The sequence below is a fragment of the Lactobacillus delbrueckii subsp. bulgaricus genome (genome assembly GCF_046938665.1).
GTDB lineage: Bacteria > Bacillota > Bacilli > Lactobacillales > Lactobacillaceae > Lactobacillus > Lactobacillus delbrueckii_C.
The window spans coordinates 1-17291 of the sequence record NZ_JBKZCD010000003.1; the positions used below are offsets into that span (position 1 = coordinate 1).

19 protein-coding genes and 1 pseudogene are annotated in these 17291 nt (G+C 47.9%); 5 read left to right on the forward strand and 15 right to left on the reverse strand.

The features are described 5' to 3' along the window. Nucleotides 1-131: 131 nt before the first annotated feature. Genes ACLUXO_RS02590 through ACLUXO_RS02600 form a run of 3 tightly spaced genes read right to left on the reverse strand, consistent with a single transcriptional unit; the run spans nt 132 to nt 2143 of the window. Nucleotides 132-458, reverse strand: a complete 327-nt coding sequence (locus ACLUXO_RS02590; protein WP_412136212.1) for a putative quinol monooxygenase — start codon at nt 456-458, stop codon at nt 132-134. Nucleotides 459-497: 39 nt separating this feature from the next. Beyond that, nucleotides 498-1112, reverse strand: a complete 615-nt coding sequence (locus ACLUXO_RS02595) for a DUF1349 domain-containing protein (protein ID WP_412136213.1) — start codon at nt 1110-1112, stop codon at nt 498-500. Continuing rightward, entirely contained in the window at nt 1109-2143 is a 1035-nt protein-coding gene (locus tag ACLUXO_RS02600; RefSeq protein ID WP_412136214.1) for an AraC family transcriptional regulator, read from the reverse strand. The genes ACLUXO_RS02595 and ACLUXO_RS02600 overlap by 4 nt, the downstream gene beginning before the upstream one ends. A gap of 157 nt (nt 2144-2300) precedes the next feature. Here ACLUXO_RS02600 and ACLUXO_RS02605 point away from each other — a divergent pair, with 157 nt between their 5' ends. Genes ACLUXO_RS02605 through ACLUXO_RS02620 form a run of 4 tightly spaced genes read left to right on the forward strand, consistent with a single transcriptional unit; the run spans nt 2301 to nt 8067 of the window. Beyond that, nucleotides 2301-3512, forward strand: a complete 1212-nt coding sequence (locus ACLUXO_RS02605) for an MFS transporter (protein ID WP_412136215.1) — start codon at nt 2301-2303, stop codon at nt 3510-3512. Between the two features lie 29 nt (nt 3513-3541). After that, entirely contained in the window at nt 3542-5185 is a 1644-nt protein-coding gene (locus ACLUXO_RS02610) for a glycoside hydrolase family 3 protein (RefSeq protein ID WP_412136216.1), read from the forward strand. Further along, nucleotides 5175-7817, forward strand: a complete 2643-nt coding sequence (locus tag ACLUXO_RS02615; RefSeq protein ID WP_412136217.1) for a family 78 glycoside hydrolase catalytic domain — start codon at nt 5175-5177, stop codon at nt 7815-7817. The genes ACLUXO_RS02610 and ACLUXO_RS02615 overlap by 11 nt, the downstream gene beginning before the upstream one ends. Further along, a complete protein-coding gene (locus ACLUXO_RS02620) occupies nt 7807-8067 on the forward strand; it encodes a SemiSWEET family transporter (protein WP_412136218.1) in 261 nt (86 codons plus the stop codon). The genes ACLUXO_RS02615 and ACLUXO_RS02620 overlap by 11 nt, the downstream gene beginning before the upstream one ends. A gap of 72 nt (nt 8068-8139) precedes the next feature. Here the strand turns inward: ACLUXO_RS02620 and ACLUXO_RS02625 are convergent, their stop codons facing one another. The 6 genes from ACLUXO_RS02625 to ACLUXO_RS02650 all read right to left on the reverse strand — a co-directional run bounded on the left by ACLUXO_RS02625 (nt 8140) and on the right by ACLUXO_RS02650 (nt 12786). Next, a complete protein-coding gene (locus ACLUXO_RS02625) occupies nt 8140-8790 on the reverse strand; it encodes a Crp/Fnr family transcriptional regulator (protein WP_412136219.1) in 651 nt (216 codons plus the stop codon). Between the two features lie 24 nt (nt 8791-8814). Continuing rightward, nucleotides 8815-9096: an iron-sulfur cluster repair di-iron protein, ric gene (locus ACLUXO_RS02630; protein WP_412136220.1), complete on the reverse strand. Its 282-nt coding sequence runs from the start codon at nt 9094-9096 to the stop codon at nt 8815-8817. 57 nt (nt 9097-9153) lie between these two features. Beyond that, nucleotides 9154-9381, reverse strand: a complete 228-nt coding sequence (locus tag ACLUXO_RS02635; RefSeq protein WP_009559129.1) for a heavy-metal-associated domain-containing protein — start codon at nt 9379-9381, stop codon at nt 9154-9156. Nucleotides 9382-9403: 22 nt separating this feature from the next. Beyond that, nucleotides 9404-11332: a heavy metal translocating P-type ATPase gene (locus ACLUXO_RS02640; protein WP_412136221.1), complete on the reverse strand. Its 1929-nt coding sequence runs from the start codon at nt 11330-11332 to the stop codon at nt 9404-9406. A gap of 148 nt (nt 11333-11480) precedes the next feature. Beyond that, on the reverse strand, nt 11481-12041 hold the full coding sequence (locus ACLUXO_RS02645; protein WP_412136222.1) for a hypothetical protein: 561 nt from the start codon (nt 12039-12041) through the stop codon (nt 11481-11483). Between the two features lie 151 nt (nt 12042-12192). Continuing rightward, on the reverse strand, nt 12193-12786 hold the full coding sequence (locus tag ACLUXO_RS02650) for a GNAT family N-acetyltransferase (RefSeq protein WP_412136223.1): 594 nt from the start codon (nt 12784-12786) through the stop codon (nt 12193-12195). Between the two features lie 64 nt (nt 12787-12850). Between ACLUXO_RS02650 and ACLUXO_RS02655 the strand changes: the two are divergent. Further along, a pseudogene (locus ACLUXO_RS02655) lies at nt 12851-13541 on the forward strand (IS30 family transposase); the annotation flags it as partial. A 66-nt stretch (nt 13542-13607) separates the two neighbouring features. Here ACLUXO_RS02655 and ACLUXO_RS02660 read toward each other — a convergent pair. The 6 genes from ACLUXO_RS02660 to ACLUXO_RS02685 form a co-directional block, all read right to left on the reverse strand. Beyond that, a complete protein-coding gene (locus ACLUXO_RS02660; RefSeq protein ID WP_412136224.1) occupies nt 13608-14141 on the reverse strand; it encodes an ImmA/IrrE family metallo-endopeptidase in 534 nt (177 codons plus the stop codon). Continuing rightward, complete coding sequence (locus ACLUXO_RS02665; protein WP_412136225.1) at nt 14125-14487, reverse strand: helix-turn-helix domain-containing protein; 363 nt, start codon at nt 14485-14487, stop codon at nt 14125-14127. The genes ACLUXO_RS02660 and ACLUXO_RS02665 overlap by 17 nt, the downstream gene beginning before the upstream one ends. Nucleotides 14488-14511: 24 nt before the next feature. After that, nucleotides 14512-14892, reverse strand: a complete 381-nt coding sequence (locus ACLUXO_RS02670) for a hypothetical protein (protein WP_412136226.1) — start codon at nt 14890-14892, stop codon at nt 14512-14514. Further along, a complete protein-coding gene (locus ACLUXO_RS02675) occupies nt 14892-15305 on the reverse strand; it encodes a hypothetical protein (protein WP_412136227.1) in 414 nt (137 codons plus the stop codon). The genes ACLUXO_RS02670 and ACLUXO_RS02675 overlap by 1 nt, the downstream gene beginning before the upstream one ends. After that, complete coding sequence (locus ACLUXO_RS02680) at nt 15305-15931, reverse strand: DUF4417 domain-containing protein (protein WP_412136228.1); 627 nt, start codon at nt 15929-15931, stop codon at nt 15305-15307. Before ACLUXO_RS02680 ends, ACLUXO_RS02675 begins: the two co-directional genes overlap by 1 nt. Nucleotides 15932-16386: 455 nt before the next feature. Further along, on the reverse strand, nt 16387-17253 hold the full coding sequence (locus ACLUXO_RS02685; RefSeq protein ID WP_412136229.1) for an ATP-grasp domain-containing protein: 867 nt from the start codon (nt 17251-17253) through the stop codon (nt 16387-16389). Between the last annotated feature and the right edge of the window lie 38 nt (nt 17254-17291).

Consider the following 17291-nt stretch of genomic DNA (forward strand, 5'->3'; position numbering starts at 1 on the left):
CAGGATGGCCTGGGCTGGCTGGTTCCAGTCGCTGTTACCTTCGTTATTTTAGCCATTAAGGCTGCTATCAGCAAAAAACGCGCCTAACGCAAAAACAGAGTTTCCTAAGCTAAAAAGGAAACTCTGTTTTTTTATTTTCTGATAAATTGCTCGTCGCCAGCTGCTTCTTCTGCTGAAACATAGCGCTCAACGCTCATGTGGAGGTCATACTTCTCGCGCAGCTCAGCCAGCTGGCCCATCATCGGTGAAGCGTGGTGGACGTCCAGCGCCTCCTGATTTTCCCAGCTGTCGATCAAAAGGATGGTTTCCGGGTCAGCGAGCGGCTGGAAGTACTCATAGCGGAGGTTGCCGGCTTCTTCCCGGATTGCCTGGGCCACCCCGCTTGCTTCCATTTCTTCCGCGAACTTGCGGGCACTGCCGTTTTGCCCGTGATAGTAAAGATTGACTGTTAAGCTCATTTTTTCTCCTTTGCATTATCAGCTTCGTTTTATTTTTTTCTATTCCAGATCCGGATCAGCAGCCTGGCCATCATGCTTTTGCCACTGGCAGTCAGTTAATTCCAAGTGGCTGAAAGTAGCCTTGAAGGATGAATCTTCCGGGCTGCAGGCGTAGATGCCAAAGCGAACCGTCCCGCCGCCTTCCAGCAGGTGGCAAATTCGCATCTGCTTGTAGATCACTCCGTCTTCTGAACATTCGATGCAGTAGTCATCTTCCCGGCGGCTGAGCCGGTACCACATCGACTTGACCGTGGCCGGGATCTCGGTTGTCGCCCAGTCGGAATAGCCATGATTGGTTACCACGCTGCCCAGATGCTGGAAGTCTTCATTCTCATATTCAATTGACCCCTTAAGCCAGTTTTCGCTGTCGAGGTACAGCACCACCCCGCATTGGTCAAAGCGGTGGTGACTGGCAAAGTCAGTTTTAACGATGAAAGAAAAGAACTTCTCATCACTGGACACTTGCAGAACCGGGGCATTGTCATTGCGGAAATGGTAGTAAGTCCGCTGCCACAAGTCCGTGTGCGGCTTGGTCACGATCTCAATCTTATCAGCTGAAATAGTATAGCTGGCCGGCTCTCTGGTCCAAGTCAGCTGGTCTTCCGGAAACTTCATTTTTCTTCTCCCTTGCTTTTAACTTTTTTCTGCTGCAAATTTCCCCGCCTAAAGGCATTCGGTGTCTCATTGTACTTTTTCTTGAACTGCCGGAAAAAGTAGCTTGCCGAATTAAAGCCGGCTTTTTCCGCAATCAGTTCAATCGAATAGTCTGTATTCAACAAGAGCGAACTGGCAATAGACAGGCGCTTCTCCAGTAGGATCGATTGAAAGGTCCGGCCGGTCGTCTTCTTCAAGACATTGCCCAGGTAATTTTTATTATAGCCAAAATGCCGGGCCAAGTCAGACAAAGTCAGGCCCAGATAGTGGTCGTCAATATAGTCCAATACCGCCTCATAAGCAAAGGCCGAACTTGGGTGATTTAGCTGATTATAGCTGTAGATTCGCATCAACTCCATAATAATCAGTTCCAGATACTTGGTCAAAAAAAGAGGCATCTGCTTTTCTTCCGACCAGTATTCCGTCAAAAAGAGCTGCACCAAGACGTGAACCCGAGGGAAGTCCTTGCTCTTAAACAAGACATAGCGGTCATGCTTGGCCTGCTTTTGAAACATGTCAGTCAAGATTACCGCCTGCAAGCTGGAATTGTTCTCCATCTTGACTATAAAAAGCGAGGAAAACGTCTCTTCATTGATCAAGATGTTGATCAAAATGTCATCCTGGCCCAAGGGGGCAATAGAATGCGGCACATTACGGTCAAGCACGCAAAAGTCTCCCGCTTCTAAGTCAACCCTCTTCCCGTTGATTTGTTCCGTGCAGTGGCCGGCATAGACATAGTTCAATTCAATAAAGTCATGCAGGTGCTCCCGCATCGGGGCAAAGCGGTTGTGCTTGCTGATGAAGATGTTCTGCCCATTTTTGAAAAACATATTCTTTGGCAAGCGCACGATATGGCGGTCAGGGTCAACATACGACCGCTGCGGCGAATGAGTGTAATCCTCGTAGTCATTGATGCTGACCCCAGTCTCCTGCTGCTTTTGCTCATAAACATTAACGGTATACAAATATTGTTCTAGTTCTTTTAGATTCATTGAGAGCACTTCTATAATCTGTAGATAGTTCATTATAGCATGGAATTTATGCAATGTAAGCGCAGACAGCATTTCTTATAATAGGCTCGTAACTTGAAAGAAGCATTATTAAAGCTAAAAACTTATCAGCCAATCTGTTATTTTAGGAGGAAAAATCGTGAAAGATTCCAAGTTCAAAAAAGTTATGCTGATTGTCTCCTTACTTGCCTTAAACATAGTTGAGCAGGCAGCCAGTGTCATTTCAGCCACTATTCCGCAAATGGCCAAGTCCTTCCCCGGCCACTCCCAAGTGCAAATTGAAATGATCACCACCATCGTTTCCATGTTCGTCACCATCTTCGTGCTGATTTCCGGCATGATTGTCAATAAGCTGGGACAAAAGGCCACAGCTGTCTTAGGGATTGCCATCGCAGCGGTTTCTTCACTCATCCCTGCCTTTTCAAACAGCTTCAACATGATCATGGTCTCCCGCGCTATCCTCGGTGTCGGGATTGGGCTGGCCAACCCCCTGGCGGTCAGCTTGATCGGCGAGTTCTTTGAAGGCGACTTCCTGGCCCATCTCATGGGCTGGCGGGCAGCTGCCTCCGGGATCGGGACTTCCCTCATGACTCTCTTAGCCGGCCAGTTGCTGAAAATTAGCTGGCACGCTGCCTACCTGGTCTACCTGCTCTTCGTTCCAACCTTGATCTTCTTCATCTTCTTCGTGCCAGACCCAGAAAAAGCCGGGATCAAGAAAGAAGCAGCCGCCGAAAATGACCAGGCTGCCCCTGCTGAAGAAGCGGCCGAAAAACACGCCCGCGGCAAAGTCATCTTCTATGCTGCCGTCCTCTTTACCTACTTCTCAGCTGTCATGGTGGCCATGGTCAAACTGGCGACCATGTATGTTGAAAATGGCGTCGGCACCCCAAGCCAGGCCAGCACGGTCTTTGCCTGCTTGAACTTTGCCCAGCTGCTGGGTGGGCTCGTCTTCGGCCTTCTCTACAAGTTCTTGAAATCCAAGATCCTGCCTTTGGGGATCCTGCTCTCTGGCCTGACCTTGGTAGGCATGGCCATGACTACCAGCAACGGCGCCATGATTGCCCTGGGCATTGCTTCCGGCTTCTTTGGCGGCGTTTCAATTCCTTACATCTTCACCCGCGTTTCCCAATTGTCCGTGACCAAGACCGCTCCAATGAACAATGCCTTGGTTCTGGTTGGTTCCAACATCGGTTCCTTCCTGGCACCGTACACGGCTAGCCTCTTGGGCAAGACAGCCGCCGCTTCAATCAGAAATGCCGGTTTCGCCTTGATCGTAATTGCCGCCATTGTCCTTGTTTCCCTGCTGGCAGCTGAAAAGTCCAAGCCAGACCACGCTTTAGCCAACAAATAATTTTTTCACCAGAAAGGAAAAAACTTACCATGACCATTGATTTAACAGCAAAGCCATTTTACTTAAGCCAAGACCAGCAGACCTGGGTCCAAAAGACTCTGGCGCAAATGAGTACGGACGAAAAAATCGGCCAGCTCTTCCTGCCAATCGGCATGTCCAAGGAAAGCAAGGACCTGGATGCCCTGCTTAAATACCATATCGGCGGCCTCTTCTTCCGGCCAGGCAACAAAGAAGACATCCACCAGGCTTATCAATACGCTCAAGACCACTCCAAGATCCCGCTTTTGACCGCGGCCAACCTGGAAGACGGAAGCAACGGCGCTATCGCTGGCGGGACTGGCTATGGCCGGCAAATGGCCGTCAGCGCGGCTAATGACCCCAAGTACGCCTATACTTTAGGCAAAATTGCCGCTCATGACGCCAAGGCAGTCGGCGTCAACTGGGGCTTCTCACCAGTAGTTGACCTTGACTTTAACTTCAGAAACCCAATCATCAATGTCCGCTCATATGGCAATAATCCCGACACGGTGATCGCCAACACTAAAGAATACATCCGGGCCTTTGATGAGCAGCAGATGTTGACTTCCATCAAGCACTTCCCAGGAGACGGGGTTGACGAACGGGACCAGCACCTCTTGACCTCAGTCAACAGCCTGCCGGTTTCCGCGTGGATGAAGACCTACGGCAAGGTCTACCGGTCCTTGATCGATTACGGGGTAAAAGCTGTCATGGTTGGCCACATCGCCTTTCCAGCTTACAGCCAGAATAATCTGCCGGCGACTTTGAACCCCCGCCTGCTTAAGGACCTCCTGCGCGAAGACTTGGCTTTTAACGGCCTGATCATTACCGATGCATCCAACATGGTCGGCATGAATTCCGCCATGGACCGCAAGACGGCTGTCCCAACGGCAATCCAGTCCGGCTGCGACATGTTCCTTTTCTACAGAGATTTTGCAGAAGATTTCAATTACATGAAGGCCGGGCTGGAAAATGGCCTTTTGACTGAAGACCGCTTAAACGAAGCCGTAACCCGGATCTTAGCCACTAAAGCCGCGATCGGCTTGAACACAGGCGTTGACCACGGCGACCTGGTCTTAGGCAACTACCAGGCTGAACAAGCCGAACTCGCTGACCACGCCATCACTTTAGTTAAAGACGATGACCAGCTTCTGCCGCTGACTGTTGAGAAAAACAAGCGGGTTTTGCTGGAATTGCTAGGCAAACAGGATGAACATGTCCTCAGCCAGCTTAAAAAGCAGCTGGAAAAGCGGGGCTTTGAGGTCACGATTTACCAGCCGGAAAGCAACCTCTTTGAAGTTGAATCTGTTGAAGAATTCAAGGCTAAGTATGACCTGGTCTTGTACGTGGCCAACGTTGAAACGGAAAGCAACCAGACCACGGCCCGGATCAACTGGTACACCCTCTACGGCTTAGGCAACAACCTGCCATGGTTCACCAAGGAAGTGCCAACAGTCTTCTTGAGTCTGGGCAACCCTTACCACTATTTCGACGTGCCAATGATCAGCACCATCGTCAATGCCTACTGCAACTACGACCACTTTATTGCCGCGGCCATTGCCAAGCTGACTGGCGAAAGCGACTTTAAAGGCGTCAGCCCGGTCAATGCCCTGTGCGAGAACAAGATTTTGGAGGAATTAAAACGTGAAAGCTGAAAATTTAAAGCTTAACGGCCTGGTTGAGCCAATCGGCTACAGCTATGACCACCTGACCTTTTCATGGGAAAACATAGGCGAAGACCTAGATGACCAGCAGGCTTTGACGGTCACCGTTGCCCAGGATGCTGACTTTAAGCAGATCCTTGTCCAAACAAGCTGCAGCACCAGCGATAACCTGCTGACGATCGACCCTAATTTTCTGGAAAACAAGACCCGCTACTTCTGGCGGGTACAAGGGATGGGTTTTCAAGCCAGCAGTTTTTTTGAAACTGGCTTGCTGGCTGAAGCCTGGCAGGCCAAGTGGATCTCCTATTCCGAACCTGCCCAGGATGCTGTCTGCTTTTCTAAAGAATTCACCAGCCAAAAGGCGGTCAAGTCAGCCCGCCTCTACATGACCGGCCTGGGCCTGTATGAAGCCAGACTCAACGGCCAAGCCGTCAGCATCGAATATCTCATGCCAGGCTACCACAGCTATGACCTTTACCAGCAGTACCAAACCTTTGATATAACCCACCTCATCAAGGCAGAAAACGAGCTGGAAGTCACGGTCGGCAACGGCTGGTACAAGGGCCGCTTCCTTTTTGACGGCGGCTTTGAAGACATCTACGGCAACAAGCAGAAGCTGATCGCCCAGCTGGAAATTGCTTATGAAGATGGCAGCCGCGAAGTCATTTTAAGTGACGGCAGTTGGTCATGCACGACTTCCTTTATCAAGGAAAACTCCATCTATGACGGGGAAAGACAGGATTTGGCTGCCAAGGCTGAAAAGTTGACGACCCTGGTCCTTGACGATGACCGGGCAACCTTGACTGAGCGCCTGGACTTACCGGTTAAGCCGGTCCGCGTCTATAATCCGGCCGTTTTTACCGATAAAAACGGTGACTTGATCCTGGACTTTGAACAGGAAATCACTGGCTGGATTGCCGGCCGGGTAGAGACGGCCAAAAAGCAGGTCAAATTTACTTTTGGCGAACTCTTGCAGGATGGCTGCTTCTACCGGGACAATCTCAGAACGGCCAAGCAGGAATTTATCGTCGACAACATTGATCAGGCCACTTTTATCCGCCCCCACTTCACTTACTTCGGCTTCCGCTACGTGAAAGTCGAAGGCTTGTCTGAAGAAGAAGCTCTCCGCTTCAAGGGCTACAGCCTGCAAAGCGAAATGGAAGAAAGCTTCTCCTTCGCCTCATCCAGTGCCAAGCTCAACCAGCTGCTCTCTAACATCATGTGGAGCCAGCGGGACAACTTCCTCAGCATCCCAACTGACTGCCCGCAGCGTGACGAGCGCCTGGGCTGGACCGGCGACATTGCCGTCTTCGCCAATACCGCCTCCTACAATATGGAAACCCGGGCCTTTTTTGCCAACTACCTGCGGGCAATGCGGGCTGAGCAGCTGGCCTTGGGCGGGGCAGTACCTGTTTTTGCCCCATACCCAAAGATCAAGCCTTTTGAAGGGATCAACCCCTTCCTGCTAGGCGGAGCTGTTTCAGTCTGGGGTGACGCAGCCACGATTCTCCCGATCACTTCCTACCGGCACAAACGCGATAAAGGTCAGCTTAAAGCAGCTTATCCGCTGATGAAGGGCTGGGTCGACTATATCTTGCAAAAAGACCGGACCCACCAAAACCGCCATCTCTTTGACTTTGACATGCAGCTGGGCGACTGGCTGGCCCTGGACACGGGCATCAAAGGCAGCGTCATGGGGGCAACGGACTCCAGCCTGGTCGCTACCGTCTACTACTGGCTTTCAGCCCAAAACACGGCAGAGGCAGCCAAGATTCTGGACTATCAAGCAGATGGCGATTTTTACCAAAAGCTGGCTGATGAGATCAAGGAAGCGATCCTGGCCTGCTACTTCAAGGGTGATGACCTTAATTTGACTCCGGAGACCTTAAATTCTCCGACTGAGCAGATCCGCCAGCAAATGGCCCAGGGCTTTGCCGGGCAAAAGATCGCCACTAAAGTTGACACGCAAACTGGACTGGCCCTGCTTCTTCACTACCATCTTTACCCGACTGCAGCTGCCAGACAAAAGCTGGCCAGCCGCTTAAAGGAACGCTTGGCTGAAACAAATTGCTCTTTGACCACTGGTTTTGCCGGCACGCCTGTCCTCTTACACGCGCTTAGTGAAAACGGTTTGGACGAAGAAGCCTTTGACCTCTTGTTTAAAGAAGACAGCCCGAGCTGGCTGTTTGAAATCAGCCAAGGAGCAACGACTACCTGGGAGCGCTGGGACTCACTTTTGAGCGATGGCCACATCTCCGGTACTGACATGAACAGCATGAACCACTACGCGTATGGCTCAGTTGAAGACTTCGTCGTTGAAAAAATGCTTGGGATCAATTTGCCAGAATTGACAGGCGATACCTGGACGATCGCCCCGCACTTCACCAGCCACTTGACTTGGGCTGGCGGCACGCTCATGACGGCTAACGGACCGCTGGAGGTCAAGTGGGTCAGAAACGGGGACATGGTCGACAGCATGGTCACCCTCCCGCCAAGAACCAAGGCAGTCTTCGTCAAGCAAGATGGCAGCCGGTGCCAATTAAAGTCTGGCGTCAACCTCTTCTCAGAAACTTTTCCCAGCAGCTCAGCTGCTGATTTGAAGGAGGCCGCTAATGAATTCTAAAAAAGCCATCTTAATTGGCCGGATTGCCAGCATCATGTCAATTCTGATGTACGTCTCCTACATTCCGCAGATCATCAACAACCTGCACGGCCAATACGGCAATCCCATGCAGCCGCTGGTCGCCTGCATCAACAGCTCCTTTTGGTGCAGCTACGCTTTTTTGCAGAAGTACAAGGACTGGCCGGTCTTTATCGCCAATGTTCCTGGCATTGTCTTCGGCCTAATCACCTTCCTAACCGCCCTGCACTAAGCCTTCTTCATCTTTCTTTTTCAATACAAAAAATCTCCCCCTAGTAATCTAGAGGGAGATTTTGCTTGCCTGCTACAGATCCAGCAGGCCGTCTTCATCAAGGATTTTCACCTGCTTGCCTGTCCTTTTCAGATAGCCCATTTTTTCGAGGAGTTTGAATTTGCGGGAGAGGGTTTCGGGAGTAGTTCCCAGATACAGGGCGATATCTTTCATCTTCATGGACAGCTGGATTTGGTCACTTTCGCTCACCTTAGCCAAGTCAAGCAGGTAGCTGGCCAGTCTTTCTTCAACCCGCTCCATAGCCAGGAACTGGGTCTGTCTTTCCGTGGCCAGCAGCTTCTGGGTGCTGAGTTCCAGCAGTTTGAGGGAGAGCTGGGGATTTTCCAGGAGGACCCGGTTGAAGTCTGCCTTGCTCAAGCTGCAGATTTCCGTATTCTCCATGGCCTGGCCGAAGAAGCTGTCGTTTTCCAGGCCAAAAAGCTGCTTTTCCCCCTCATAGTCACCCGGCTGAGCGACCCGGAGCAGCTGCTCGCGGCCGCTGGCGGACAGCTGGTAAACCTTCATGTTTCCCCGGGCCACGATCTGCAGCTTTTCATCCCCTGGCTGAAAAATCGTCTCACCTTTTTGATAGCGCCGGTGGCTGGCCAGGGAATTGATCTTAAGCTGGTCTTTTTCTGGCAGGTCCGCGAATAAGGGAACCAGGCTGACACATATATGCTGCATTTTGCTCTCCTCTGCTGGTAAAAATTAGCCCTGGACCAAGTGGTCGAATTCTTCCAGGGTCTGGTAGGTTTTAGTCATCGCCCCGCAGGCGTCGGCCGGAATGGCGTAATCCGCGGTCAAAGACCGCAGCTTGCTGAAGTCGGCAGTTAAGTCTTCCTGGCCGGCTCTCACCTTCTTTTGGATGTCTTCGTAAACCTTGCGGACTTCAAAGACTTCCGGGTGGTGGGCGCCATGGGCCTTGGTAATTGCCTGCGTATATAAGTCTAACATTTCATCATTCTTGGCAAAAAATTCCTTAATCATCATTTTTCTCCTTTTTTCTTGATCAGTCGTTTTTCTTGTTTTTGCTTTTGCTTTTTTCTACTATTTAGCGCTGGCCTTCAAGACGTCATAGCCGATATTCTTCACGGCTTGCGTGATCGTGTCCAAATTGGTTTTGTCCGGGTCGAAGTTGGCCTTGGCCTTGCTTGCGTTGAAGAGGACCTTGACGCTGGTCTTTTCAACCCCGTCGACATTGGCGATGGCCCCCGCGATCTTCTGCATGCAGGTTGGGCAGGCTAAAGTTTCGAGTTGTAAAATTGCTTTTTGCATGATTTCTTGTCCTTTCTTTTTCCTATTGGATACTTTCGATGCCCTTAGTATACGGGCCTGCTGCTTGAGAAAAATTGTTTTCTATCAACTTTCGCGTTTTTTGTAATTTTGACCGGTAGGCCAGAAGGCGCATGGCGTTTAAGATTACAACCAGGATGCTGCCTTCGTGGACAAACATCCCGATGGCCATGTTCATCCATGAGCTGGCTAACACGCTGACCAGCAGGACGGCGACGACAGCTAGGGCGATGGTGATGTTCTCAATCATGTTCCGCCGGGTGGCCTTAGCCAGGGCCAGAGCCCGCGGAATCCGGTCAAAGCTGCCGTTCATGAGGACTACGTTTGAAGTCTCAATTGCCACGTCAGTCCCGCTGCCCATGGCAATCCCGATGTCTGCCCGGGCCAGTGACGGGCTGTCGTTGATCCCGTCGCCGACAAAGGCCACGATTTCACCGGCTGCCTGCCGCTTTTTGACAAATTCGGCCTTGTCTTCTGGCAAAAGCTGGCCATATGCCTCAGTAAGGCCCAGTTCTTCCGCTACCAGGTCAACCGTCTTCTGGTTGTCACCGGACAAGAGGAGCAGGTTCTTGACGCCCAGCTTCTTTAAAGCGGCCAGGTCTTCCTTGACTCCGGCCCGGATCTCATCCTTTAAGCCTAAAGCAAGTTCCAGCTGCCCGTTAACAGCTACCAGAACCAGGGAATTGCCAGCACTTGCCAGCTCTTCCATGTCCTTTTCCATCTCTTCTGTAATTGGGACATGGTACTGGTCAAGCAGATAGCGGTTGCCGACCAGGACCTGCTGGCCAGCTACTTGCGCAACGATCCCGCCGCCCTGGAGGACCTGGGAAGCTTCAACTTCTTTAGCTTCCAGGTCTTCATAGTAGCCAGTAATTGCTTTCGCCAAAGGGTGGGCAGATTCTTTTTCCACGCTGACTAAAAGCTGTTCAGCCAGCTGGCCCTGGCCGTACTTTTTCACCTGGCTGACCCGGGGGTCGCCGTAAGTCAAGGTCCCGGTCTTGTCGAACATAATCGTGTCGACCTTGCTGAACTTGGTGATGACTTCACTGCCTTTAAAAAGGATCCCCTGCTTGGCCCCGTTGCCGATCCCGGCCACGTTGGAGACCGGAACCCCGATAACCAAGGCACCCGGGCAGCCGAGAACCAGGATAGTTACCGCCAGTTCCAGGTCTTGGCTGATGAGGCCAACAATGATGGCCAGGAGCAGGACGACTGGGGTATAGTACTTGGAGAAGCGGTCAATTAGACGCTCAGCCTGGGACTTGGAGTCCTGGGCTTCTTCGACCAGTTCGATGATCTTGCCAAAAGTCGTTTCATCCCCGACTTTTTCCGCCTCGATCCGGATGGTCCCGTTTTCCAAAATAGTACCGGCATAGACCGGGTCGCCGGGCTTTTTGCCTAAAGGCATGGATTCACCGGTGATGCTGGCTTCGTTGGCCGTTCCGGAACCGGAGACGACTTCCCCGTCAACCGGGATCTTGCCGCCGGTCTTGACCAAAAGGATGTCCCCTTCGTCCAAGTCATCTAAGTCAACTTCTTCAAAGTCGCCGTCTGCCGTCTGCCGGAGGGCGGTTTCTGGCACCATCTCCACCAGTTCCTTGATGGCTGACCGGGTCTTGGCCAGGGTCTTTTGCTCAAGATAGGCCCCAAACAAGAAGAGGAAGGCCACGATGGCGGATTCTTCGAATTCCTGGATGACGAAGGCACCTAAGATGGCCAGGGTCACCAGCAAGTCGATACTGATGACTTTGACCTTCAGGGCCTGCCAAGCGGATGCGGCGATCGGGAAGCCGCCGATGAGAGAGGCGGCCAGGAGCAGGCCGGACTCTGCTGTTTCACTTTTAAATAACCATTTAGCGGCAAAGGCCAGAACAATTAAGATGCCCGTAATTGCCGTCAGCCGGTTGCGCTTTTTCATTAACCATTTTTGCATTGATCTTTCGACCTCCTTGCTTTGATGCTTTTAATATACCGGGAAAGCCGAATTCCCCAATTGATTTCTATCAAGATCGGGATTTTTGCAAAATTTTTTTACGAAAAAAAGCCATCCAGGGGAATTCGATCCTCTGAATGGCTTAGTTTTAGTCGACGCGGTTGATTTTACCAGCCGCGATTGGAAGAGTGACGTGTTGGTCGTAATGGTCGTTGATCTTGCCGCCGATGCTTTCTGGCAATTCCAGGTCAGCTGGCACGCCGTGGATGTAGACCACCCGCTTGTCCAGGGCCAGGTCCTGGTCGTTGAAGACTTCCTTGAACTTGGCTTCCAGCTTGGCTAAGTCGACATCTTTTTCATAGCTGTAGTAGCCGTTTGCGTCGGCAACTGGGTAGTTGTCGTGGGGGATGCACATTTCGTGCGGAGCCGCGTCCAGGGGCACCATAGTCGTGCCGGAGACTGGTTCGGTTTCCAAGAGGTCGATAAAGCCGTCCTGGTTAGTGTCTTGGGCAAGGGTTGGCACTTGGGCATCCTTGCCGTCCGGGAAGCCATGGAAGTGTTCCCAGTGCTGGATGTTGGCCGGGGTGTCGAACATCTCCAGCTTGATGTGGAGCTTGTCATCCGCAGTCGTGAATTCTACATAGCCGTGAGCCTGGCTGCCAATTTTTTCTGCGTTAAGAGCCGTAATGTCGGCGCGGTATTTAGTCATATTTTTTCCTCAACAAATCATGGTTATCGCTTTAACGTTAAAGGGAGTCTTAACTACTTAAAAATAAGTATATCACGTCATGACTATATCGAGTATATCATATAATAAGCTCACTTACTATTTATAAAATAGCGATTTAACGGAATAAGTTTTATATAAAAATATCAACATTTTCTTTCAGCTTACGCCAGTCATCTTCTAAGATAGCCATCAAGATGTCGTCAGCGTACTGGCCCCTGTCGAAAACTGCATCCCGCAAAACTCCCTCCCGCTTGAATCCAGCCCGCAGGTAGGCTTTTTCCGCGCGGGGATTAAAAGAGAAGACGTCCAGTTCAAGCCGGTGCAGATGCAGCTGGTCAAAGGCGAAATCCCGACTCACTTCAACCGCCCAGCTGCCAATGCCCTTCCCTCTTTCCGCCGGATGAAAGATGCAGATGCGGAAATTGGCCCGGCGCAGGTCCCAGGCGATTGCATTAATCACGCTCTCACCAATGATTTTACCGTTGGGGTCTAGGATCAAAAAGAAGTATCTGTCCGTTTCTGCGATAGCTTTTAGAAAAAAAGAAGTCACTTCTTCCTTGGTAAAATGATCTTTGCAGCCAGTCAGTCTGGCCACTTCCTTGTCCAAGGAACAGTAGTTCTGGAAATAATAATCGTCCACATCGCTGGCCTTTGCCAGGCGGATTGTAAAGCCAGCTTTTTGCCAAGTTGTCTTTTTCGTCCAACTAGCTCTTTTTTCGTCCAATTTTGCCCGATTTTGGACGAAAGAGCAAATAATTGGACTAAAAAAGTCCCCTCACGCTTAAAGCAAGCGCTTGTTCATTCGTAGACATGAGTTCATCAGCTACGTTTCCCGCTGCTTCCATAATCGAGGCAGGTCTCTTGACGCTTGCTTGGGTCACGCTTTGGCTGAAGGGATCTTCCCGAGAAGGTCAAATGCAATACTACGGCTCATCGTGCCCGTATAAGCCAGCGCATCCTGGGACGAAGCATTGATGAACGTAGCCCTAGAATCGATGCCCGTAAGGACTTTAGTCACTGGGAATGCAACTTGGTTCTTGGACGTAAGACTAAGGATGACGATGTGTTACTTACTCTGTACGAACGAAAGACGCGTCAATTCTTTATTGATCAAGATTGAGGATAAGACCTCAGCCGGTGTCATGAAGCAGTTGATAAACTTGGAAAGTTGTATGGAACCAAATGGAATCAAATCTTTAAGTCCATCACAACTGACAACGGATCTGAATTCGTAAATTTATCCGATCTTGAGCAAGTCACTAAGGCGCTTGTGTACTACTCTCACCCTTATATATCCTGCGATGAAGGAAGCATAGAACAGGCTTTCAAACGCTATATTCCCAAAGGAGACCGTATGGGCAAGTACAGTGTAGAAATCATTGCTAAGATCGAAACTCTCTTCCCCGGAAGATATTAAACTACAAGACTCCAGATGAATGCTATGACGCTGAACTTAACCGCATTCACCGACGCAGATAATCAAAATCTACTAGATCTTATGGTAAGTGTTCAATTTGTTCTTGCAATTGGAGAATTTCATATTTTCTAGATATGCGCCTTCTGATAGTGAGCAGCTCGTTTAGAGACTTTGCATTGTTCTACAATTTCTTCTTCCGTCATATCTTTAATCTGATCATAGGGCATCAATAATTCGCCAGCAAAACACTCAGCTTGCCATTCAGGATTTTTATAAACTGGTAAATCATCAGTGCGACGATACAAAGTTAATGCTACTGGTTGGTGCAAAATGAGATGAAGCATTTCATGAGCAATCGTCATACGATCACGACCGTTGTTTTGAATTGCACCTTCATACACAGACTCTTTAATATAAATAGTATCCTTTAAAATATCAGTTTGTGCTTGCACTGCCGCTCCTAATTCATCATCATCGACTATTTCATATGAATACTCTGAATCAAGTACATCCAATCTTTCCAAAATCCAAGTGACATCAACATATTTTTTATCAAGGGCGATACCTAGCTCTTTACGAATTAATTTCGCTAAATATCGTAAATCTTCTCGAGACTCTGGTTTAGCTTCAAATGCAGTTTTATAGCTAATGATTGTCCCCATCTCCTTCTAAAATATTCCTAATCTGATCAATTTGTTCGTCAGTTAATTCATCAAACTTTCTTGCAAACATTAAAGTAGCTTCCTGCTTTTGTGGTGAGAATTGTGAGATATCAATCTTATGCTCGCTAAGGCTCACCGCATCTTTCAACTGTTCTTGCTGCTCCATATCCAAGTTATAGGCATCAATAATATTATTAATTAAAGTAGTTGATGCTTTCTTATGACCATTTTCAACACTAGAAAGAAAAGCAGAACTAACTCCTAAATGTTTTGCCATATCATATAATCGCTCATCACGATCTATCCGTATCTTTCTTAAAAATTTTCCCAATGCTGTTGTAGCCATAATAATTCCTCCATGTGATTCATTTTATAATGTCCTATCATTTATTACATTATTAACTGAGAGTAAATCATATCTTTTTACTATCAAGTTAATTTGACTACCAATCTTTACATCTGTGGTAGCTGGCAAATAAAAATTATCACCGTCTGAATTTGATACCTTAAATAAGTTCATCTTACCAACCTTTTCCCGAGATAAAACATAAAATATTTTCCCAGAGCGATTTACTTCATACAGTATGCCTATCTTACAATCATAGATTTCTTGCTCTTTCACAAAAGAGAATTGATCATTTCCAATTAAATCTGAATCATCAAATACTGTATATTGCTGTTTAGATTTTTGACTTTCAACAATGATGTCTCGTGTAAATTCATATTCTTTTATTGCGATTACCTTATACATCAATATTTCCCTTCCTCATATGGATAAAAGCTAACAATATAACCATTGTCACCATAAGCGACCAAATAATGCTTCGAATTTTTCTTATACAGATAGACGTCAGATAGTCTCTTCCCCTTCCCCCTACTAAAGCGTTTTACTGGTTTTAACGATAGGATCTTCATTAATAGGTCCTTAATATCAGTATTTTCGCCAAATTCTTTTTGATGTCGTATTTCGATATGCTTCAGACCAGATGATTCATTTCCCTTCTCCAGCCATAAAAGCTTACCATAATAATTTTTAGCTACTAATACTACGTCTTTTTCAGTATACTTAACTCCACTGTTCTTCAGCTCATCCATGAGCTTTTGTGATTTAAATCGTTCTGTAGCCCCTTGAGTGTGAGAATAACCGCGGTACCCGCTGCCCATCAAATCACCTTCTTATCAAACGCGTTATTACGCCAATCTTGATATTGATAAAAAGGAACCACACTTTGATATTGTCCAAAAATATCAATAGGCATGGGCCCGTAAACAAGAACCTCTCTAGGTTCTGTTTGAACTAACGCTTGCTCAAGGCCTAACTCAAATAGCCTCCGTTTCTCTTTATCACGAATTTGTCCATAAGTACCAACAGCGCAGATTTGATGCTTAGGTATACCTGCAAAGGCAAATTCAAATGATCTTTCATCCCCCCAACGCAAATTGGGAATAATTTCAATTCCACATGACTGCAATTCGCAAGCAACTCGGTTCCGATTAAAAACTGCCATTTTTTGCAGAATTAATGGATCATCAGCATAAATACTGTAATCTGGTTGTACTACGGATCCCGCTCGTCTAAAATCACCGATTAACCTATTCAGATGATTCTCCGCCAACTGACGCTTAAATTTCTCATCCCATTCATAAAAGCAAATAGCATCATTTAAAGAGACATCTTTTCGGTCAGAAAATCTTACCATTTGGAAAGGACGTTGAAAATTATTGTTCTGTGACTGTAATACAGGGAATTCATCTTTACCTGTAAAATAGCCATTTTTTAAGTTTAGCATTCACTGCCTCCTTATTTATTATTAGGTGTCAAATATGGAGAAGTATGCTAAACTTAAATTGCTAGTTGAAGTATTAGCACTTCTCTATTTAGTGGCTGCGCCAACAGCCACTTTTTATTTTACGCCTTCAGTAAATATTATTAACCATATTGGCTAATTTGTCAACCCATGGCAACTTCTTTGTCCAACGAACAGTGATTCTGGGAACAGTAATCTTCTACAACGTTGGCCTTTGCCAAGCAGAGGTAAAGCTATCTTTTTTGCCAAGTTGGCTTCATATGACTGTTGCTCCTTTCGTCTAACTAAGTAATTTTTCGGTCAATTTCATCCGATTTTGAACGAAAAAGATCCTCCCACAACCTATTGTGAGAGGACCTAATTTTAACTTAGTCGCTTATCTTGGTCGCTTGACCGACTAAGTTATTTTCGCTGGTATAAGAGCCGATCAAGTTTTCCTAATCCGCTAATTCTACAAATGCATGATAGATTGCCTGGTAATACTCTATCGCATCTTGGCCGGCTGAGAGGCCAGACACACTGCCGTCTCCTGCTTCAATAATCTTCCATGATCCGTCCGCTAATTCTGCGTAATCGATTGTGTAGTACGGGCTATTTAAGCCAAGATATTTTTCGGCCAATTCCATCGGCAACTTATTCACAGACTCTGGCTGCTTCGAATTTTTGCTTACGCTAATGATCTTTCCATTTGCGTAAAATACGCGGAATTCATTTGTCACGCCATCATAACGTTTTAGTTCTAGATATTCTTTGACGCAAATACCCCCAGTCAGAAGATCGCCCCGGTATTTGTAAAAAATCTTCATTGCCTCATCGAATTCCGCTTGGCTTGTCGACTGGTCAAAAAAGGCTGGGAATTCAGTCCCTTTTGCTGATTTCACGCTGTCCTTGACCATGAAGCGGTTAAAATGCCTCTTCACAGTTTCCAGATCTACCTTTCGATCTGGAAAATAGATCATCTTCGCTGCGTCATCTTTAATCAACGAATAGACATTTTGAAAAAGATGCATGTTCGAGTAAGCTTCCGGCTTAGTCAGCAAGTAAATTCCATTAGCGTCAAGCTCCTCGTACAGCCGCTGGTATTCCTCCGGTTTCAGCATCCAGCCCCGGTAAATAACTGGATTTGAAATGTTGCCGTGATCGGTCAGCTTGAGTTTGTCTCCGGCCAGCCAATTGTCGTAGTTAAACAAGACCGTGTTAAAAAGCTCTGTTTTTTCAGCAGCTTGAAGTTCTTCACTCATATCATCGTCTATTACATGGTAATTCATGTAACTGCCGGGAAATAAAATCGTCATCTTTTTCATCGTCATTACATCTCCAAAAATACTTCTATGAGATAGTT